This is a genomic window from Marinobacter sp. KMM 10035 (assembly GCF_046537445.1).
Classification (GTDB): domain Bacteria; phylum Pseudomonadota; class Gammaproteobacteria; order Pseudomonadales; family Oleiphilaceae; genus Marinobacter; species Marinobacter sediminicola.
On sequence record NZ_JBBVMG010000001.1, the window covers coordinates 247,653 to 269,122 of the forward strand.

Sequence of the window (21,470 nt, forward strand, 5' to 3'; positions counted from 1 at the left end):
TCCAGTTGTTTGTAACAATCGGTAAATTAAGCAGAATCCCCGCAATTAAGAAGAGTACACCACCAAAACCGCGATAAGGGATTCATGATGTATTTCAGAGGTGCTGCAGCACTCGGGCTAACCGCCATTTTACTTTCAGGCTGTGGGGGAAGTTCCTCAAGCAAAACAATCACCGAATCCCGGCACTCAGTCAGCTTGCCTGATGCAATCTCTATGGTCAGTTATCAGTATCAGCCACAACATGAGGCGCTACCGGGAAACGTACGATATAGCGGATACAACCTCCCGAACTGGGCCTCAGTTGATGCAAGAACCGGTATCATTTCGGGCACCCCGGGGCCGGAGCATGCATCGGCGCAGGTCGAGCTTTCAATCGCAGCGTCCAATGACTCCCATCGCCTGATCCTCACTGACACAATCCAGGTGGAACACGCTGGCGCTTTTCTCAGCCCGCCCGCACTGGATTTCTACGCCAAGGATTTTGATGGCAACCCACGGAAGCCGCGAAACGATCTATCGGGGGGCGAATTAGAAGGCGAAGTTCAATTTGTACAGTCCCATTCCGTTGCGCCGGGCAATAATTTTGAGCGAAACGCAAACGACGAGACCAAGAGCAAATACATGCCCCGGCTAACAGCGCTGCGGGATACCCTGCTCCTGTTTATCCCCAAAAACGGAATTGAGCCGATTACCATGCATGCCGAAGTAAGCGTTAATGGCCAACCCTTGCTGACGCTACCAATGGCACACCCAAACGACTTGCCGCAATCAGACGTTACGGGCGCTCAACCCATTCAGTACTCCAAGCAGGCATGGTCCGTCAATCTGCCTTGGGATACCGTCAAAAACGGTTTGTCTCTTCAATTTATTGCGGACAAAGGCGCAGACGGCAGAGTTTCCGGCTACTTACCTGCTGCCGATATCGACATCGGCGAAGCCTCCCGAATTGTTTTCCAGAGCATTCGTTTAGGCATGCTGACCGAGCCCGGGCAAAGCGATGGGCACTACACGCTTCGGGACCCAATAATGGCCGCTACGGATTACTTCCAGACCCTTCCTGTCTCGAAGCTCGTCATGGGCAGCTACGCAGATGCCGTGCTCAACCGGGTAATCATCCGCTCGGGCACCATATACGACAAAGACATTGATGGTAGCAGCCAGGTTACAGGTGACGTATACAGCGGTGACATGCGCGAGAACGTTGGCAAATCGCAGGTCAGCGTTGGCATAAACATGGCCAACTTCGGTTACGCCAGCAATCACATGAACCAGCAGCACCCTCATGTCTTCAAGCAGATAACCAATCACCATGCCTGGGGCATGTACACAAATGGCCGCGTTGGTCACGGCCTCAGTGGCGGCAACGGTATCGGAACGCTTTACGACTCCTGGGGCAATGAGGCCAGCCATGAATGGGGCCACGCCTATGGCCTCGGCCATTATCCTGGCCAAGGCCTGACCGATGATGGGCGCTGGGCGGTCCATCACGCTGACAGTGGCTGGGGATACATTGCGCACCGCAACCGGATGCGCGCAAACCTGTTTGGCCTGAACGATGAAGGCGCGTACAACTACAAACGGGACGCCATGTCAGGCGGCTCTGACGGTAAACCTTTCTCTGTATACACTCATTACACAGGCTATACCGCCAGAATCATTCAGAACGATCTGGCCGGGCTCCCCATTCCAGACGCCAGCTACCCGGATGGCTACAAAAAGTGGAATACAACCACCGGCCAATATGAGAATCACGCCAGTTCACATCCTGCGCCTGTGGCCGTGGGGGTGGCGGTTGCGACCATTCTGGGCGGCTATGATCCTGATGGCACCAACGCCGTCATCTATCCGGTATTCCACGGCAACTACGGGAATCTGTTCGACCTGTCGGAACCTGACCTCAATTCCTCAGCCAATCAGTGTTGGGTAGAGGTGAACAACAGCCAGGGTGAGCAAAAGCACATCAGCGTTGCTTCCTCTCGGCATAGTCCGAACAGCATCAACCAGCTTCACTTCAATTTGCGGGCAGACTTCAAACCAACCAGTGCCAGCCTTTATTGCCGGCGGGATGGCACCGACGAGAAACTCACAGAAACTTCTTTTAGCGGGGAAATACCTGAGCTCCCACCCGTAGCGATTGTTGGTCAGGAAGCGGGACATCACCAGTTACGCACGAGGGAAATAGCCGAAATAGAAGATAAGCTCAAAGCTATGGACCCCGACCGCTTCAATACCTTGAGCGGTGATCTTGCAGTCCAGGTAGCCAGCTATACTGAGCAGGATTTAAAGGATGGGCTGTCTGGCCCGGCATGGCGACTGCTTCAGAAGATCAAAAACAACCAGAAGCTGACCACTGAGATTGCGGTTATCCTGGCCAAGGCCCGGCTTGAGAACCTGTCCCCAAAGGAGACGAAAAAACAGCTGATGCAATCACTGACCGCTAGCGGATTGATTGAATCGATAGATGATTTACTGCTGACTGGCGACGTTATCCAAGGGAGCAATGTGTATTTCGACACAAATCTTGTGGATGCCCAATACGTTGCCGTGACCGCTGTGCCGGCTGACATTGTCAAAGCCAGCCACTGGGTTATGGATCTCAAAAATCGCATCCACCCTGTCGCAACGCCCTGGCAATGCCTGACCCCCTCAGGCGAGCGTCTTGGACTGGCGCTCTGCCAGCATGACAATGCGGCACAGCGCTGGATCTACAGCTCTGATGAACAACAGTTGCGTAATGAAGGTAACGGCAAGTGTGCCGACTATGCTCGTCACAACGGCACCCTGATCACCTATGGCTGCTCAGGCAACTGGAACCAGCAGTGGGCAGGAGTCATCACTTCAGAAAACAAACTGTTATCACTGTTGGATGGCAACTTACTGGCCGAGGTCTACGGGGTCATTCTGGCTGACTGATCAGGGTGTCCCCATGCGGTTTATCATCCTGTGGGGTCACGACACCTGCAAGGTCGATTTGAGCAGATCCAATGCCTTTCTGCTCTTCAAAAACCGGGTCATTTCTGCTGCCGGCAAAGGCCGGCTCAGCAGATAGCCCTGAAGCTGATCGCACTCTTCACTGGCAAGATACGCCGCCTGTTCCGGCGTTTCCACGCCCTCGGCGGTTGAGGTCAGCCCCAGGCTTTTTGCAATAAAAAGTATTGCCGAGACGATGGCTGCGTCCTTTGGGTCGACCAGCATATCCCGCACAAAGCTCTTATCGATCTTGAGCTTGCAGATAGGCAATTCCTGAAGAAGGCTCAAGGACGAGTATCCAGTACCAAAATCATCCAGCGAAATAGTCACACCTTTTTGGCGCATCTTATCGAGATAGCCAATAACCTCCGGTCGGATCTTCATCAACGCAGTTTCGGTGATTTCGAGTTCAACTTGCCAAGGTTTCAGCCCGTTCACCTCCAGCACCTCATCAACAATCGCTATAATATTCTGCCGCTGAAGCTGTATGGCGGACACATTGACGGACACACAGGCATTGCTGAGCCCGGCCGCCTGCCAAACACTTAGCTGGCGCCCAGCCTCGCGTAGAGCCCACTCACCTATAGGCAGGATCAAACCGCTATCCTCAGCGACCGGAACAAATCTATCCGGATCGATAGCGCCTTCTCTCGGGTCATTCCAGCGTAGTAAGGCTTCCAGGCCAACGACTTTACCGGTGCTGGCCTGCACCAGTGGCTGATAATAGAGTTCCAACTCGTCATTACTCAACGCGCGCCTTAAACCGGCTTCCAGGGAGATATGTTCCAGCGCCGCACGGTTGTAGGTAGCGGAATAAAATTGAAAATTATTACGGCCCTGCTCCTTGGCCTGATACATAGCGGCATCAGCGCGTTTTATCAGATCGTCCACCCCGGTGCCGTCATCCGGAAACAGGGAGATTCCGATACTACTGCTACTGTAAATCTCCTCATGCCCAAAGTGGAACGGCGCTTTCAGTGCATCAAGGATGCGTGAGGCAACTTTTGCTGCATCCTGGGAGCTATCAACCTTGGGCAGCAGGATAACGAACTCGTCACCGCCCAGACGAGCGAGGATACCCGAGGTGTTCTGGGGTACTTCCGGGTGCACCACATCTTCCATCCTCAGTACCGATGTGAGACGAGCGGCCGTTTCCATGAGCAATAGATCACCCACCTGATGGCCCAGGGAGTCGTTGACCCGTTTGAAGTTATCGAGATCCAGAAACAACACGGCCATTTTGCCGTCCTCCCGACGGGCAAGAGAAATCATGCGGCGCAGTGTCTCGTGGGCTCGGAATCGGTTGGGTAGGCCCGTCAAACTGTCGTGATAGGCCAGCCGCTCAATTCTGGTGCGAGAGGTGTCCAGATTGCCAGCCATCTCCTGAAAGCTCTGCACTAACTGGCCCAACTCATCCCTGGTGGACAGCGCAATCTTTGGCGAGAGATTGCCATGGCCTATCTCGCGTATGGCTCTCATCAGGGTTTGCAATGGCCGAACCATAAGCAAATTCATGGAAATAAACAGCCCGACAATCATCAACACCACGGTGCCGAGTATGATCCAGGCAACCGTCGTCCCAAGCTGCTGACTCTCTTTGAGCAATTCCCGCTCCGGCAGCACGCCAATCATCAGCAAGCCTTCGTGTAATCGCCGAGTTGCCAAAAGACTCGCTTCCTGCTGGTAGGTCGCCGGCACAAGCTCCTCACTATTTTCCGCCCCGGAGATCTTGGTCAACAGGGATTCGGGTATGCGCTGCCCCAATCGCGAGCGGTTCCGATGGAAAAGAATCTTGCCTTCGTCGTTGATGATAAGCGTATGGCCGTCTTCACCAATCCGGCTGGCAGCCATTTGCTCCACCATAAAATCCAGCCCCATGGTGACGACCAGATACCCGCGCAGTGTCGGCTTGCTGTTGAGCGGGTCCTGAGTGGTTGGGTCGATTAACCGCATGGGCCGCGCGACTTGCAGTGATACCGTGCTGCTACCGGGGGTAGAGGTAACCCAGACAAACGTCTCACCCTCAAACTGGCGAAGCTCCTGGAAGAACGGTGTGTTCCCTTCCTCTTCGTTAACATTCGACGCCGGCGCCAAGGCGACACGGGCATCTTCATAGCCATCGGGCAGCAGGTATCGAATCTCAGTGTAATCAGGGTAAGCGCGCAGATAACTGGAAAACAGTTTAAGCAGTGAGGGCAGCATTAATGCATACCGTTCTTCCTCATCCTCTGTGAGCGCATAGGCTCGCATAAGCGAGGCATCGGCAAACAGTTGCACATTCGCTTTGGCAACGTCCTGATGCACCTGGAAGTTGCGGGCCATTTGGTCCATTAGCGTGGTCATCTGGCTCGAGCTGCGCTCTACCGCCGTCGAGCGCAGCTGATCATAGGCCAACCAGCCCAAAATCATTAACGGAATGACCGCTAAGGGTACGACGACTAACAGAACCTTGGCATGAAGACGCATAGGCGTATCTGAGTCTCAGTTGACGAGGCGCGAATAGATAACGGCACGGTTCTTTTTGGCACGTGGCGGCAGACGGCTATAGGCTTCCGAGTTGTCGAGTGCTTCCCCTCTTGGATAGATAACCTCGTCATCTCTGAAGCTCCCGGGCAGCAAGGCTTCGGCAGCCTGATTCGGGGTTGCATAATAGACATACTGGGCCAGCCGCGCGGCAATCTCAGGCTCATTGAGAAAATCGATGAACCGCTTGGCATCCGCTTTTCTGGTGGAGGCTCGGAGTACCCCCAAATAATCAGTCCAGATATTGCTACCTTCCTCAGGGAGTACAAACACAACATCGTCACTGTGTTCCTGCAACATACGAGTGTCGCCGTTGTACATCATGCTCATGACAACCTGGCCGGATAGCAGGGCAGAGTCCTCATTCAGGGAAATGTAGCGATAGGTTTCGACCGCTGGTGCCTGTGCATGCAGAAGCGCTTCCGCTTCTCTCAGCTCTTGCCTGTCAGTGCTATTAAGCGAGTAGCCCAGCGCCTTGAGCGCTACGCCAATCATATCCGCGCTGTCGCCGATCATGGCGATTTTGCCCTGTAGCTCTGCCACCGGCTGCAACAGGTCCATCCAGCTTGTCACCTCGAAGGGAACCAGATCTTTACGGTAGACAATGCCGAGTGTTCCCCAGAAATAAGGCACACCATACTCTTCGGCTTTTTCAAACGCGGAGCGCCAACGCGGGTCCACATGCACCAGATTGGGAATGCTGGATTCACCAAGAGGTTCGAGCCAGCCGCGCTTGGCCAGAATTCGGATGGACGCCCCATTGATGAGCACAACATCAAAGCCCTTGCCTTCCGTTTCAAGCAGCAGTTCGTCCCTGGAGGTATCGGAATCGAAATAGCTTTGCTTTACTGCGATGCCCGTGCGCTGCTCAAATTCCTCAAGAATCGCAGGGTCCATGTAATCCTGCCAGTTGAGGAACACCAGCTCCCTTGATTCAGCGGCCTGGGCAAACACTGCAGTAGCGAGCAAACAAAGCGTTAGCCATAGAGGTTTTCTTGAGCGCATATTCTTTCCCACCGTCTACAGTCAGCAACGCATACTGCCCGCCCTGTGCCACGAACCAACCTTCGACAATGCTACAGGATTCGTTGGCTTCCATCCCCTGCTAAGGGCAACTTGCTTGCACACCCTCTACTTTCACGGTTCCACTCACGCCTTCCCAGGCTCCACCAGGGCTGGCGACACCTTTGGTTCTGAGGCGATAGCTGCCCGGAGCCAAATTACGGGGTAGTTTCCAGCTAACCGTGGCTTCCGAGGCTCCGGTGAAGGGCAAATCCAAAGGCATGGGCGGCAAATACTCGGGGTGCCATGTGTACAGCAGGTCCGGATGGCGATCGGTGGCAATCACCGCCCAGCGGCCATCGTCATCAAGCTTTTCAGCAAACGCGTAACTGTCGTTAAGCATCAAATCGTTGCGAGGGTGGCTGGCCTGAAACCGGGCAGCAATCTGATCGCCAGGTGCCGCCTGGGCGGGAACATCCTCGATCAACGCACCAAACCCCTGGGCGCCGGGGCGGTCACCCGCTATGTAAGGAGGCCTGCGCAACATCGGAGTGACATCCGGATAAGCCGGGCCCTCTGGCAAAGCCGTTCCTTCCGCCATCGAGACCGCCAGCTTTCTCAGCTCCTGAGTAACAGCGGCGAGACTCCAGGGGCCAAATACCGTCGACGCGCCTTCGTATTGCTGGCTGGCGTATTCTTCCCGGGTGGTCAGGTAGTGGTTGTAACCATTCGACAAACCGGCGATGACCACCGTGTCCACACCCACCGGCACCAGCTCTTCCAGTACTATCGCCCGTATGCGCCGGGCAGAGGCAGTGGTCAGCTCCCATGGCAGGCCAACCATGGCGAGATTGCCGATACGAAATACCTGAAACGGCTGCACCGCCGGTTCGAGATTGAGGGTCAATCCGAACAGCTTGCCCAGCGTTCCAGACAATCCATCGAATACCTCCCCGGCATTGGTGAACATCAGCACCGGCTTTTCAGCGTGGCAGCCCAACCCCAACCCAGGCAGTTGCTGCGTTTTACACATCAACAAATCCCCGAGAATATTGAAAGGAAAAGCAGCGCTGGCGATATCAAGGGTCCCGCTGGACTCTGAGGATGGCGAAGTGCTGCACGCAAGCCCTTCACGACTCAAGGGGCCGGGCCCATCTTCTGCACCGGCCGGGAAGGACAACCCGAGAGCTGCATTGCAGGTTTGTTTAACTGTCGCATCCAGCTTTGGGGGATGCTGCAGGCTAGCCAGAACCTGCGCGTCTGTGACGGTGACTTCGTTCATCTGTACGTGCATCAACCGGTAGTCCACACCACCCTCAAGCGGCTGTCCGGCCTGCCAAAGTTCCAGTGCTCTGGCCAGCTGCTTCGTTCCGGAGATTGCATTGGAATCCATCGGCGTTTCACCGCCACCACGGCGGGGGTCCGGGTGGGGAAATTCGTTGATGAAAATATTAGGGGAAACATCACCTTCATCGGCCTGGGCAAAGGCGGCTACAAAACTGTCGGTTGCCGGGTCATCTCTGTATTCAGTGCCCATTATTTCTTCAAAACCCAAGGAGGCGAAGCCCTTGATATCAGAACTGACGTACGGCACCTCGGGCCCCATCACTGTGGGATGCACGCCAAACCAGTTGATGACCCCTACGGCGTTGCCATTGCCGCGGCGCAAGTTCAGCTGCACCATGGTCTTGTTAACATCAACCTCTTCGCCCCTCACGTTCAGGTACTGCTGCCGCTCCTGTTCCGGATTCATGGCATAAGCAGGCCGCGAGCGGTTGATGTTGGTGTTGAGCAGCTCACCCTCTGCCATGGAAATAGGCGCAGGCTGGGGATTGGCTTCAATGTTGCGGTGAGCACGGGATATGGCGTCTGCAATCCCGCTTACTATGGTTTTGTATACTAGCGAATCGAAGCCCAGATGCAGCGAATTCCCGGCTTCATGATGGGCGTAGCCGGCAGGGCCATTGTGGGTGTGGGTGGCAGAAAGCATGAGATTGTCTGCGGCATATACGCCCGCCAGCTCCGGGTCCGCAGCCAGCGCTTTGAGCACTCCCACCCGAATGCTTCCCCACATCAGGCCGATGTCGGCCGACACGAACATCAGCCGCTTGCCGTTGCAGGGTGATTCCACCGCAAAAGCCCGCGCATATTGCCGCTGATGAAGGCCGTGCATAACCTGGCCTGTGTCTTCCCAGCCGGCACCACTTTTCAGCGCCACAGGACCCGTAATATCCGACAGGCCACTGCCAAAGCGGAACGCTCGATTATCACGGCAAGGCGTTCTTCCGAACTCTGCCGGGATAGCAGGCTTTCGATGACCAGCCGGGTGTGTTGATGGGGCATCCAGACCTGCCCCAACCTCCCGAAGCTGGCTTTCCATAACACACTGCGCCAACGCCGGGTTCGCGAAGGGTTTTGGGGCCTCCCCGCCCGCAGCATAGGGGGCCACAACCGAGGCGAAGGCCAGCAAAAATAAAGCGTAAAACCTCACCTTGATGTTGCGAATCACGACTGGCTCCAATCAATGCCGTATTTCTTAGCCGGCACAGCATAGCGCCAGATTGCTGCGATGCATTGACTGCACTGACTCAGGCATTAAAAAAATAACCATATAACAAACGGGAAATTGCGAAAACCACTGCCACAACGTACTCTAGCCCACTTTTTTGTGTACGGACGCACCATGGGTATCAAGAACGAACGATTACGCTGGCAACTGGCTTCCGGCGTTTTACGAGCCTTCCACCTGGAACGCTTGGCAAGCAGATATAGCCGAAGAACCGTGATGGCTGGCTTCAACCTCGTTAATGGTGGGTTAAGCATCGCTCTGGTGTCATTTATCGCGCTGATCACTCAGGAAGCTTTTATTTTCCCGTCTTTGGGCGCGACTGCTTTTATTCTTTTCTATGTGCCCATGGCTCAACCAGCCTCACCAAGAAACACCCTGTGCGGACATTTAATTGGCGCTTTGATGGGGCTGTTAGCGCTGTATCTGTTTGGCTTACAGGATGCGCCCTCAGCATTTGTCAGCTCTGTGGATTTACCGCGCGTGGGTGCCGCCGCCGTGTCTTTGGGCTTGACCAGCTGTTTGATGGTTTTACTGAAAGTTGCCCATCCACCCGCAGGCGCCACTGCGCTGATCGTATCTTTGGGGCTTATGCCCAACCCTTCCCAGTTACCTATTTTGATGGCAGGTGTACTTGTGTTACTGGTGCATGCGTTCTTGATGAACCGCCTGTCGGACATTCCCTACCCGCTGTGGTCATCTGATGCGGCTGGGCCAGCACTGTCCCTAAGCCCCGAAAGGCCGTAATAGAGCTATAGCACGGGCATAGTAAGGGCACAGCACGGCCACCGCACACCACGCTTAACGCGTCCACACCCCCGCTTATCGAACTTGATGGCGACGGTTTTTTGGCTCAAAAAGTAACCAAATAGCGCCATATTTTACACCATTTAACACGCTTGCCCGATAGGATTGCATCATCCAAATACCCCGGAGATGCACAATGTCCTTCCTTACAAGCTCACGCTCAAGCCTCTTTATCATCGCGCTGAGCTCACTCCTTACCGCCTGTGGTGGTGGCGATTCTTCAGCCCCATCACCTCAAACACCCAACTCATCGGTGACCACGCCCGGTGACAACAACACCCCGGAAGAAACCCCGGAGCAGAAGTTTTGGGTAGAAGGTTATGCCGTTAAAGGAGCTGTGAACGGTGGGCTTATCTCGATCTGGCATCACGAAGCCGACGCTATGGTCAGCACTATGCATAGCAACTGGGTAAAAATCGGTGACACCGTCAGAACCAACGAAAATGGTGGATTCCGGATCTCAGTACCTGAGGCCTATTCAGCTGAGCCGTTAAAGGTGATTCTGCAGTCAGATACTGAAACCCTCATGCGCTGCGATGCCCAACCTTCGTGTAAAACACCTTCTGGAGTCAGCATCAGCTTTGGCGAATGGTTCTGGCCGGGTAACAACCTGGAGCTGAAATCCCTTGTAGTGCCGTCCAATGCCAACGAAGGTGTTGTTTTAACACCACTGGTAACTCTGGCATTTGAAAAGTTTCTCAAGTCATCGGATCACAGCGTTTCCCGGTTCACGGAATTGCTTCGCGATCAGGAAAAGCACTTTGGCCTTGGTGCCGGCGCCTTGCTGAAGAAGCCAATGGACCTTGCATCCGCAGATTTGAGCAGCATTCAAGCCCAGGACCTGAAAACCGCCTTGTTGAACATTGCCTTTCTTAGCTTGGTAGACGGACAAGAATGGAAGACACTGGGCGATGTTCTCAGTGCTGCCAAAGAGGTTTCTGAACCCAATGGTGACCTGCCGCTAAGCGCCGGAGAGAATCTGAACCTGAGCGTTGAGCTGCTAACTGTCGCAGCCATTGTGCAGGCCGATCTACTATGGGACGTGCTGAAAGGAGCTGGCGTTAAAGATGCGGTTATGGACAACACCCTTGCAAGCCTCGAACAAACCCTGGGTTCCACAATGCCGACAGTTCCGCCAGCGCCGGAACCCGTTCCTGACCCGACACCTGAGCCAGCGCCAGAGCCAATGCCAGAGCCAGAGCCAGCTCCCGAGCCTGAGCCAACACCAGAACCCGAGCCGACGCCTGAACCAGCCCCAGAGCCCGAGCCAACACCTGAGCCTGAGCCAGCGCCGACTCCTGAGCCAGAGCCAACTCCAGAGCCGATAACGGGTAACGCAACAATGAGCTGGAATGCGCCTGCGACCCGCGTAAACGGAGAAGCACTGGCCATGGGTGAAATTGACAAGTACATCGTTAAATACGGCACAGAAGAAAGTGTTGATGACAGAACGAATGAAATCACTGTAGAAGACGGTCAAGCGATGGAATACCAAGTCGCCGGCCTTACCGAGGGTACCTGGTATTTCGCAATGAAAACCGTAGATACCAATGGCCTTGAAAGCGACTGGTCCGTTTCTGTAAGCAAAACGATTTCCCGGTAACTCCGGGAAATCAACCTTAGCCTCAGCTGGAGAGCAGGTCTTTTACACCTGGATCCTCTCCAGCCTGAAGCTGCTCAAGGCTTCTCTCATGCCGAAAAGCCGTTGGTGTAGTGTTCATAATTTCCCGAAAGGCACGATTGAAAGAGCTGAGGGTTCGGTACCCCACATCCAGAGATATGTTCAGCACAGGCTCATCTGGCGTATCGATCAGGCGGCTCGAAGCCTCCGCGATCCGAAGGTGGTTGATGTAATCACTGAAGTTACGATACCCGAGCTTTTGATTAATCAAACGGCGTACTCGGTACTCCGGAATACCCAGAGCATCTGCCAACTGTTTTAACGCCAGTTTTTCCCTCTTGTAGAACCCACCTTTCATAAGCTCTTCCAGTTTTAACCCATCATCACTATCCACTTGCCGTGGCGCATCAACCAGAGCGCAAGCTTCCGGTTCCGGCTGTTGTTCACATTCAACCGACTGCTCGCTTGGCGTCAGTTCCAGCAATACATCACGGGACGAAATAATGCAGAAAAGAATCGCCAGGGATGCCAAACCCACAATCATGCCTCTGGTCGCCTCAGGGTATATACCAAAATTCAGGCTGATGGTTGCGGTACCCACTGCGCTCCCCAGAATCAACAGCAGCGCCAAGCGGAGCTTTCTACGCGCTTCAACCAGATCGTTGCGCCAATGGCGAACCACATAGATAACACCATGCAACACAACCACATACTCAAACCACTGCCCCAATTTCAGCCCCAAAAACACACCCAAATCAGACCAGTGCCCAGCCTCTATGAAAGGAGTGGATAACGCGGGGGCAGCAAAGCTGTATAGGGCCATTGCGCCCCATACGCTCAATAATCGTGGGCGCGACGCAAAGACAAGCTGACAAAGCACCCAGAACAAAGCGGGCAGCGCGGTTTGAAGATCAGAGGTTAGCCAGCGCCAGTGAGCCGGAGCGAGCGGATCCATAAGGTATGCGACTGATGCGAGGATGATCAGAATAAAAACTTTCCCTACGCGCAAGTGCCGGAAGTCTCGCCAGGAAATCAGGAACAGAGCAGCCAGAGAACCAAAACCGAACCCAGTGAGCGCGAGCAAAGCGAACCCCTCGATTATTGATGTTATTATTTTTTATCAAGTATAGGAGGAATTCAGGGAATTATGCGTCGACTGGTTTGCAGCCTTGAAAACGGTGACTGTAGAGGGAAGAACCGCCCGCCCGTCAATGATGACGAACGGGCGGCGATTAACTATTGAGGAAGTGTCGCAATCCACTGCTGATTGCTACCGCCATGGTGCTGCCACATCACCAAATTCTGGCCTGCTGCATCCAAAGCGTAATGGCTGTTTTGTTTCAGCCGGAAGGATTTATCGGCATGCTGCTCGAACTGCTGAGCCGCACCGGCACTGCAAGCGGCGAGCACCAGCGGTGTGTTGTTGATGGTCTGAGCTGAGCTGGCCACACACAAGCTGGGATCAAGCCCGGAGCGCAACACGCCCAACGTGGGCTGCCATTGCCACAACTGAGCGTCGGCTCCTGAGCAGGCCGCAAGGTTCAGTTGGGCACCAACACCGCTCGCAGTCAGGCACAAACCAGACTTGGCGCTCCGGTACTCCGCCAAGCGACCGCTTGCAGAATCCATGCGCAACTCCCATTGCTGGTTCGCGTTACCGTGGGACTGCCAGAATCCTACCCAACCGCTGCCATAGGCATCCAGAGAGTGGTTATTGCTGCCCGCATTGGTTATCCGCTGCCCGGAGTACTGCCAGCTTTGCTGTGTACTGCCGTTACACGCCTGCAGGTTGGGATAGCCGTTGTTCCAGGGCGTACCGTTGTTATCCAGGCAGAATGCATCGTCGCCTTCCTGGTTGGAGATCGTTCCCTGTGCGAGATCGAACAACCACCGCTGATCCCGGGCCAGGGGCTGGCAGGCGTAATGATCTACCCAGGCACCACTGGTTACGCCATCGTCGTTCCCCGGAATATCCATGCAGGTGTTGGTACCACGGTTATAGATAGTGACGTAGTTTGGTAACGGATTCACAAACTGGCGATTCGTGTTGCCACGAGCCCGTTCCCACATCTGCAGATAAGCTTCTGCGGAGTTCATAACAGACTCATATACGCGATTAGGCGCGCGCTCGCGAAGATCCTGAATGTGATCAGCAACCAGACCGTAATGGGCCATGCCATCAGAGTTGAGATCGAAACTGCGATTGCCGGTAACCTGTTTGTTTACCGTAAATCCGAACTCCGTAGTGAACGGATACTCAAGTGGCGATACCCCAACACTTGCGCGGGGGCCAGGCTGGTTGCCAATTCCGCTCATGTCGGTAGAGAAGGTCACACCCGGCAGATAATCCGTGGCCTCAACCTTGTCCAGAAACCCGGAAATCGCGCCGCCAATCGTGTCCGCATCGCTGTTATAGGGCGCCAGAATGCCGCCAAGTTCAGCAATCCGAACCGCATTCGGATGCACAGTCCCGTTCGTACCCGCGTGCATATGGCTGTGGCCGGAAATCAGCCCGGAGTACTGTCGCGCCTCGGCAATAGCGAGCACGGCTTCGTGGCTATGCTGGGACATATGATCCACCTCGATGACCATGCCCATATCCATCAGCCGGTTCACCAGATAAATACCAAGATCGGTTAGCCCGCGATTGTTGCACTGGCCCGTGGTTTCATCGTAATTGGTAGAGCCACTCACCCCCAGCAAGCCCTCAAGCCCGAACAGTCCCAGATCGTTAATCATCATCTGGCCTTCGGTTTCCTCAGCACAGGCACTGGTGGAGAAATACCGGCCGGTCGACAGGTTGTTACCCACATTGATTAACCCGCCTTCAATTCTGGCGCCACCAAACTGGTTATCAAACCGGTGAATGGGGTAGACCACACGAACACCCAAGTCGTGATATTTCTGCAGTTGAGCATCCACATAGGCCTGGGAGCAGGTTTGATCTTTCAAGCCACAATTAAAGAGTTCAGATGCCTCGATGCCCAAAACAATCGCCATTTTGCCATCAGCGATAACCTGTCTGGCTTGTTCGGGGGAGCTTACCAACCGGAAGAATCCCTTGCCCGGGCCGCCAGCCTGAGCGTCCACATAGGCCTGCATTTCATGCAGCCGGAGAATCTGAAGGTCGATACTCTCCATCGTATTGCAGCTGTTGGTGCCGCCCCAGCTTTGAGGCAACAGGGTGGATTGAAGATTACACAGAACTTCGTTTTCTACGAGGTGGGTCACCATCATGCGCTGCCCGCCAAGGAAGGCCCGTTCGATCCATCGATAGTAGTAGCCGGTATGGGACAAGCTCTGGTGATTGGGCCAGAAGGGGAAATCCGGCCAGCCGGCGGTGTTGTAGCGGAAGTTAATATCGTTGAAACCCATCAGGTTGCCAATCACATCCAGCGAGCCATTGGGTCCATGCACATCGGAACTGTCGGCAAGTGCTTTGGTTACACCAAAGGGATGAAACGGGGCGCCGCCCATCATGGTTCCACCCATGAATTCGTATGAGGTGATGTGAGTGTGCGCATCAATCGAGCCGCGAACCGGGGCATTCAGGTCGCCTTTGAGCTGCTCGCGGTCGCCCGCAACATTGAGCTCGGCCTCAGGGAAGTCTGCACAGTTTTCAGCAGGCACAAACCTGAACCAGTCTTCGCTATTCCTGTTCCAGGGGTTCAGCAAATCAATGAAATAAATACCCCGGCTGTTCCAGTTATGCCTGAGTGAGCGGTTCAGATACAAACTGGTTAACTTGAATTGGTGCTCTCCGCCCTCGACACGCTGATCGATACGCCAGTTTGCGTGCTTAGCAGGATCGGTGCCCGCCGTAATTTCTGCCGGAAGCCGTGTATCGAGGAAACGTCCAGCCTGGTCGCGCATGAGGAAGGTACCAAACCCGCTGGGCTTGAAGTAAAAGCTTGCCGCTTGCCCGGCATTCTCTGCCCTGAAGTCAAAACTCCAGCCATTATTAATGGTGCCGCTAGTCTTATAGCGGCGCATAAACCGATCGTTGTGCACTGACTGAACTGCATAACAACCCTGTGCAAGCCCAAACACTGCGTCTGAACTTTCGTCAGATGCATGGGCTGTTGAACCAAGTAAGGTGGCGGCTCCGAAGAACGCCAAGAGGAATCGAGCCATGATCCTGTCCTTTTATTGTGTGTTATATCGGATTGACTGGGTGGATCCGTCACAAACAATAGGAGCAGGACTTGGCTCGTGCCACAGCAAGAGGTTTGCATAACCTGAAAGAGCTGTGCAGTTTCTTGAATGCGTGTCAGGACGGGCCAGACAAGCACCCAGCCAACGGCACCGAAAAGAAAAACACAGACATTCGTCGAACAAACACAAAGATTTATTTGAGTTGTCATGGGATGGCAACTATCTTTCGTGCGGGGTCTTACAAAAATAATTACCTAATGTTTGGAGTTAACAATAATGCAAAGCAACAAATTAGGAATGGCCCTTCGTGCGGCTGCCGCTATGACTGTAGCCGGTATGGCAAGTCAGGCAGGTGCAGTAAACTTTGACGCTAATGGTTGGGACAGCAGTATTTACGGGTACGCGAGCTTGAAAGCAAGCTACGACATTGATGAAAATGCTGCATCATCCACCCGGTCTTTCAACTACGAAGCAATTAACGTGGGTGCCGCTGAAAACAACGAGGCAACAGGCTATTTCGGTGCCGATGCGTTCCAAAGCCGCATTGGCGTTAAAACAACCAGCCCTGAAGGCGTCACTTTTAACATTGAAGGGGATTTCCGTGGCGGCGGTGGTGGGACTTTGCGCTTGCGCCATGCCTACGGTTCATACAATGGTGTTTTGGCCGGCCAAACCTGGTCCAACTTCACCAGTTTCGTAGGTAACACATCAACGTTGGACTTCGACTCCCTGCCAGGTTTAGCTGGGTATCAGGCCCGCACCCCGCAGCTGCGCTACACGACCGGAGCTTTATCCGTTTCTGCAGAACAACCAATGAACTCGGTTGAAGGTGCTGGCGCTGCAGCCAAAGATGGCATGCCTGCCCTGACAGCTCGCTTTGAAGACAGCTCGGGCGGGCTGTCCTACTCTGCCGCGGTTCTGGCGCAGCAACTTGGCTATGATACAGGCACAACCGATGACAGCGCCTTTGGCTTTGCAACCTTCGTGGCTGGCAAAATCGCGCTTTCAGATATGATTACGATTCAGGGAACCCTGAGCTTCACGGATGGCGCAAGCAACTACCTGTATCGTTCAGGTGTAGCTAGCGCATATGTTGCCCCCAATGGCGATGTAGAAACTATCTCCGGATACGGCGGCAGCCTTGGCGCTGGCTTCAAACTTGGCAATGGCCGGAGTATCAACATCGGCTACGGCATGACAGAGGTCGATCTGGATGATGGTGTTGCCGACGGAGTGATTGCCGCTACCACATCGGAGACAATCTCTGCTGTGATGGCAAACTATCAGTGGACTCCGGTCAAGAACGTAATGATGGGCGTTGAATACCAGTATGGTATGCGCGAAGTGCAGAGTGGCGACGACGGCGATGCGAGCCGGCTTTTGTTTGCAGCTCAGTACAACTTCTAAAAAACCTGCTGTTAAGTAAGTAAACATACACCCCGGACTCTTCCGGGGTGTATGTTTTTGGATTGTCCGTCTCCTCAAAGCTCATCACACCCTGTGAAAATGGCATACCTGACAACTACTTTTTTTGAGGAAGAAAAATGGCTTCTGCACCTTGGAACGACCTGCTGCAACTCGATAAACAACTGGATGAAACAGAGCGTCAGGTACGGGACAGCATTCGTGGTTTTTGTGACCAACGCCTTATGCCTGGCATTCTTGCAGCAAACCGTCATGAAAAATTCGACCGCAATATTTTCAATCAAATGGGCGAACTCGGCATGCTTGGCGCTACCTTGCCTGAGGAATACGGCGGCCCTGGCCTGAACCACGTTAGCTACGGCCTGATCGCTCGCGAGGTTGAACGAGTTGATTCTGCCTATCGCTCTGCACTGAGCGTTCAATCCTCACTGGTCATTCACCCAATTCATGCGTTCGGCCAAGAAGCTTTAAGAAAGCGCATTCTGCCAAAGCTGGCCTCAGGCGAACTGGTTGGCTGCTTCGGCCTGACCGAACCCAACCACGGCTCTGACCCGGGCAGCATGGAAACCCGTGCCAAAAAGGCAGACGGCGGCTACCTGCTAAGCGGCTCCAAAACCTGGATCACCAATTCTCCCATCGCCGATATTTTTGTAGTCTGGGCCAAACTGGACGGCAAGGTGACCGGTTTTGTGATCGAGCGTGACGGTGCCAAAGGGCTCGACACCCCGAAAATTGAAGGCAAGTTCTCACTCCGCGCCTCAGAGACCGGCTCAATTTTTATGGACGAGGTGTTTGTACCGGAGGAAAACAAGCTGGACGTAGAAGGCTTGAAGGGGCCTTTCAGCTGCCTGAACAAAGCCCGCTTTGGCATTAGTTGGGGCTCCTTGGGCGCTGCCGAGTTTTGCTGGCACGCCGCTCGCAGTTACACCCTTGAGCGTACACAGTTCGGCCGGCCCCTGGCCGCCAACCAACTGATTCAAAAGAAGCTGGTAGACATGCAGACCGAAATCACTCTGGGCCTGCAAGCCGCACTGCAACTGGGGCGCATGATGGATGCCGGTGATGCCACGCCCGATGCGATTTCCCTGCTCAAACGCAACAACTGTGGCAAGGCGCTGGACATAGCTCGGGTCGCCCGCGACATGCACGGCGGTAACGGCATCTCAGACGAGTACCACGTGATCCGCCATGTGATGAATCTGGAAGCAGTGAACACATACGAAGGCACCCATGATGTTCACGCCCTGATTTTAGGCCGTGGCCAAACCGGTATTGCGGCGTTTAGCTGATGCCCGGGGGGGGGGCAGAAGCCAAGCAAGCGCTTACTGCAACTCGCTGCGTGCATTAGATTCAGCTCACGATAAGTACAACACGTCGGAGTTTTTCTATGTCCACAAGCAGTGAAGTTTCACTGAACATGATCGACCAGAATCCGTGCAACTGCTTTATACCAGTGGCACCACGGCAAACCCGAAAGGTGTTATCACCAGTCACTTGGCCGTCACCATGACGGCCATGAGCAATACGATCGCAAAAAAAACGTCATCAAAACCGGCGGCGAGAACGTCGCGTCTCAGGAAGTAGAACGTTGCCTGCCAGGCCACTCCGCCGTTTCAGAAGCACATGATTCGTAAGAGCCTTGAGGGCCATTACTCAGACAATCAATCCATAAATCTGTGCTCAACCCCCGGCACTGGCCAGTGCCGGGCTATCCGCCAGCAGCAATTCTCTGACCGGCACAGACTCATCCGCAAACCGATCCGGCTGAACAGCCAGGTTTTGCGCGATGATTCGCTTACTCAAAACAAACTCTTGCGGGCGGTTTACACAGTCCGCAGCAATGAGCCTCCCTTCTCTAAAGTAGAACGCAGCGAAGCTTCGGCCGGTGAGCCTGTCGCCTCGAATAACCAGTTGGTCGTAACCCTGGCTCAGGCCGGCGATCTGCAATTTTAAACCGTACTGATCTGACCAGAACCAGGGCAGAAACTCTGAGGTTCTGTTTTGGCCACAAATCGAGGCAGCAGCAATCCTGGCTTGTTCCGTAGCATTAGGAACAGATTCCAGGCGAATGCGGCAACCGTAAACGCTGTTAAACTGATTGGCGCAATCCCCCGCGGCAACTATGTTCTGGTCGCTGGTGCGGCAATGTTCATCCACCTTTATGCCGTTGTCCACGTTGAGGCCAGCCGCTTCAGCAAGCTCCGTGTTCGGCAACACCCCTACGCCAACCACAACCAGGTCGGCAGGGAACTCGGCGCCATCGGCACAAATAACCTTCTGCATACGACCATTACCGGAGAATCCTGAAACAGCGATATTGGTATGGATGCGCACGCCACCTTCCGTGTGTACCCGGTGGTAGAATTCGGATACCTCGGGAGCGGTCACCCGCCCCAGTAATCTTGGGCCTCGCTCTAAAAGGGTTACATGCATCCCCAGTTGCCTTAGCGACGCCGCTGTTTCGAGGCCAATATAACCGCCACCAACAATCACGGCATGCCTGCCGTCCACAACCCTCGCTTTAATGGATTCAGCGTCGGCCATATTGCGCAAATAATGAATTCCGTCCAGATCACTGCCGGGCAGCTCCACCTTCCGGACTCGCGCGCCGGTGCAAAGCGCAAGCTGGTCATAGTTCAGCTGTTCGCTCTCTCCATCTCGCTCTCCATCACCCCCAACCAACGTCAGCGTCTGCTGATCCCGTTTGATGGCAGTAACCCGCCCTTGGCGAAACTGTATATCGTTCTTTTGATAAAACGCTGCCGGGCGTATAGGCAAGCTTTCAGCCGTTTTCTCACCAGACAAAAACGCCTTGGACAGCGGAGGCCGGTGATAAGGCAAGTGGGGCTCATCACCAATCACCAGGATCTGGCCCTTCCAGCCTTCCTGGCGAAGGCTGGTGGTCAGTTGTGCCGCCGCATGGCTGGCACCGACTATGATACAAGTCCGGTTCATAAGCTCATGCCTCTGAGGGTTTGGCAGACAACTGCACCATCATCTTCGAATAGCCGCGCACGAAGTTGGATTGCACATACTCCGGCTCGCCAACCACCTCAATTTTGTCGAAACGTGCCAACAACTCTTCCCACAAGATACGCAACTGCAACTCGGCCAAACGATTGCCCATGCAACGGTGAACACCAAATCCGAAAGACAGGTGGTTGCGGGCATTTTTGCGATCGATAATGAACTGTTCCGGCTGGTCGATAGCGCGTTCGTCGCGGTTACCCGAGGCGTACCACATCACGACCTTGTCGCCTTTCTTGATGGTCTGGCCGTTCAGCTCCACATCTTGTGTTGCAACACGGCGCATGTGCGCGAGGGGCGTTTGCCAGCGAATGATTTCCGACACCATGTTCGGGATCAGGCTGGGGTCATTTTTGAGTTTGGTGAACTGATCCGGGAACCGATTCAGCGCAAACACCCCACCTGTCATGGAGTTACGAGTGGTATCGTTGCCACCGACGATCAACAACGCCAGATTGCCCAGAAACTCCAACGGCCGGTTGATCAAATCTCTGGTTTCGTCATTGCTTTGCAGCAGGGTAATCAAATCAAAGCCAGCTTCTTCCCCGGCTGCCGCTCTCGCCTTTTTGTCATACCACAGGCGTGAAAAATGCCGGGACATATCCACCATGCCGCGGAATAGCTCGTCAGAGTCATTCAAGCCACCGGTAGACTCAGCACCACCCCCCGCCAGGTCAGACCAGTAAACAAGTTTGCGACGAGTTTCGTAGGGAAAGTCGAGCAGGGTTGCCAGCATTCTTGAGGTCAGCTCAATGGAAACCTCTTCCACCCAGTTGAAGGGTCTGTTCAACGGAAGTTTATCCAGAACGTCCCGGGTGCGTTCACGAATCAACCCTTCCATCTCTTTCAGGTTCTTAGGCGCGACAGCACCTTGCACCGCCGCCCGCTGAACGTCGTGTTTGGGTGGGTCCATGGCGATGAACATTTCCACCGCGAGCTCGTCCGGTGCTTGGCCGATCACGATAAAAGGCTCTGAGGAAAACAACTTGTGGTTTTTGTCCACAAACAGAATGTCGTCATAGCGTGTAACCGACCAGAAGGGGCCGAATGCGCTGTTCTTCTGGTAATGCACCGGGCATTCATCCCGCAAACGCTTGAAGTACGACTCCCAACGATCTTGCCGATACGAAAAAGGATTGCTGACATCTATGTCTTCTATCGCCAGCGTTGATACATCCGGAATGGGCGCTTCCACGAATTCGGGAAATTCTTTGTATATGCCCAGCCTGGTTTTGGCCTTGTAAACAAAATGGGCGGCTTTGATTTGCATGGGCACGGGTATAAAAGCAGCGCCCTTCTCGGCAACCAGATTAACGAAATTCATAATGCGTCCATCCTTGCGGTTATTGTCTTTTTTGGAGGTGGGGGAGTGTC

At 54.3% G+C, this 21,470-nt stretch carries 13 protein-coding genes; 6 read left to right on the forward strand and 7 right to left on the reverse strand.

Features of this window, described 5'->3' with window-relative positions; genetic code table 11:
- Nucleotides 1–84 precede the first annotated feature (84 nt).
- Nucleotides 85–2,913 carry a M66 family metalloprotease gene (locus tag AADB16_RS01145; RefSeq protein ID WP_410800802.1) on the forward strand — a complete coding sequence of 943 codons (2,829 nt, stop codon included), beginning with the start codon at nucleotides 85–87 and terminating at the stop codon, nucleotides 2,911–2,913.
- A 36-nt stretch (nucleotides 2,914–2,949) separates the two neighbouring features.
- On the opposite strand, the gene AADB16_RS01150 is transcribed toward AADB16_RS01145, so the two are convergent.
- From AADB16_RS01150 to AADB16_RS01160, 3 genes are all read right to left on the reverse strand, one after another.
- The gene (locus AADB16_RS01150) at nucleotides 2,950–5,436 is read right to left on the reverse strand and encodes an EAL domain-containing protein (RefSeq protein ID WP_410800804.1); all 2,487 of its coding nucleotides are present in this window, start codon (nucleotides 5,434–5,436) and stop codon (nucleotides 2,950–2,952) included.
- A 15-nt stretch (nucleotides 5,437–5,451) separates the two neighbouring features.
- Entirely contained in the window at nucleotides 5,452–6,498 is a 1,047-nt protein-coding gene (locus AADB16_RS01155) for a spermidine/putrescine ABC transporter substrate-binding protein (RefSeq protein ID WP_410800806.1), read from the reverse strand.
- A gap of 100 nt (nucleotides 6,499–6,598) precedes the next feature.
- Nucleotides 6,599–9,004 (reverse strand): neutral/alkaline non-lysosomal ceramidase N-terminal domain-containing protein, encoded by a 2,406-nt coding sequence (locus AADB16_RS01160; RefSeq protein ID WP_410800808.1) that lies wholly within the window; start codon nucleotides 9,002–9,004, stop codon nucleotides 6,599–6,601.
- A gap of 174 nt (nucleotides 9,005–9,178) precedes the next feature.
- On the opposite strand from AADB16_RS01160, the gene AADB16_RS01165 reads away from it, so the two are divergent.
- A complete protein-coding gene (locus AADB16_RS01165) occupies nucleotides 9,179–9,808 on the forward strand; it encodes an HPP family protein (protein ID WP_410800810.1) in 630 nt (209 codons plus the stop codon).
- A 196-nt stretch (nucleotides 9,809–10,004) separates the two neighbouring features.
- The gene (locus AADB16_RS01170; RefSeq protein ID WP_410800812.1) at nucleotides 10,005–11,471 is read left to right on the forward strand and encodes a fibronectin type III domain-containing protein; all 1,467 of its coding nucleotides are present in this window, start codon (nucleotides 10,005–10,007) and stop codon (nucleotides 11,469–11,471) included.
- A gap of 22 nt (nucleotides 11,472–11,493) precedes the next feature.
- Here the strand turns inward: AADB16_RS01170 and AADB16_RS01175 are convergent, their stop codons facing one another.
- Together AADB16_RS01175 and AADB16_RS01180 are read right to left on the reverse strand one after the other, a co-directional pair.
- The gene (locus AADB16_RS01175; protein WP_410800814.1) at nucleotides 11,494–12,573 is read right to left on the reverse strand and encodes a helix-turn-helix domain-containing protein; all 1,080 of its coding nucleotides are present in this window, start codon (nucleotides 12,571–12,573) and stop codon (nucleotides 11,494–11,496) included.
- Between the two features lie 152 nt (nucleotides 12,574–12,725).
- On the reverse strand, nucleotides 12,726–15,623 hold the full coding sequence (locus AADB16_RS01180; RefSeq protein ID WP_410800815.1) for a ricin-type beta-trefoil lectin domain protein: 2,898 nt from the start codon (nucleotides 15,621–15,623) through the stop codon (nucleotides 12,726–12,728).
- 297 nt (nucleotides 15,624–15,920) lie between these two features.
- On the opposite strand from AADB16_RS01180, the gene AADB16_RS01185 reads away from it, so the two are divergent.
- From AADB16_RS01185 to AADB16_RS01195, 3 genes are all read left to right on the forward strand, one after another.
- Nucleotides 15,921–17,051 carry a DcaP family trimeric outer membrane transporter gene (locus AADB16_RS01185; protein ID WP_410800817.1) on the forward strand — a complete coding sequence of 377 codons (1,131 nt, stop codon included), beginning with the start codon at nucleotides 15,921–15,923 and terminating at the stop codon, nucleotides 17,049–17,051.
- 137 nt (nucleotides 17,052–17,188) lie between these two features.
- Complete coding sequence (locus AADB16_RS01190; protein ID WP_410800819.1) at nucleotides 17,189–18,358, forward strand: acyl-CoA dehydrogenase; 1,170 nt, start codon at nucleotides 17,189–17,191, stop codon at nucleotides 18,356–18,358.
- A gap of 145 nt (nucleotides 18,359–18,503) precedes the next feature.
- Nucleotides 18,504–18,653: an AMP-binding protein gene (locus AADB16_RS01195; protein ID WP_410800821.1), complete on the forward strand. Its 150-nt coding sequence runs from the start codon at nucleotides 18,504–18,506 to the stop codon at nucleotides 18,651–18,653.
- 96 nt (nucleotides 18,654–18,749) lie between these two features.
- Here the strand turns inward: AADB16_RS01195 and AADB16_RS01200 are convergent, their stop codons facing one another.
- Together AADB16_RS01200 and AADB16_RS01205 are read right to left on the reverse strand one after the other, a co-directional pair.
- Nucleotides 18,750–20,024 (reverse strand): NAD(P)/FAD-dependent oxidoreductase, encoded by a 1,275-nt coding sequence (locus AADB16_RS01200; protein ID WP_410800823.1) that lies wholly within the window; start codon nucleotides 20,022–20,024, stop codon nucleotides 18,750–18,752.
- A gap of 4 nt (nucleotides 20,025–20,028) precedes the next feature.
- Nucleotides 20,029–21,420 carry a cytochrome P450 gene (locus AADB16_RS01205; protein WP_410800825.1) on the reverse strand — a complete coding sequence of 464 codons (1,392 nt, stop codon included), beginning with the start codon at nucleotides 21,418–21,420 and terminating at the stop codon, nucleotides 20,029–20,031.
- Between the last annotated feature and the right edge of the window lie 50 nt (nucleotides 21,421–21,470).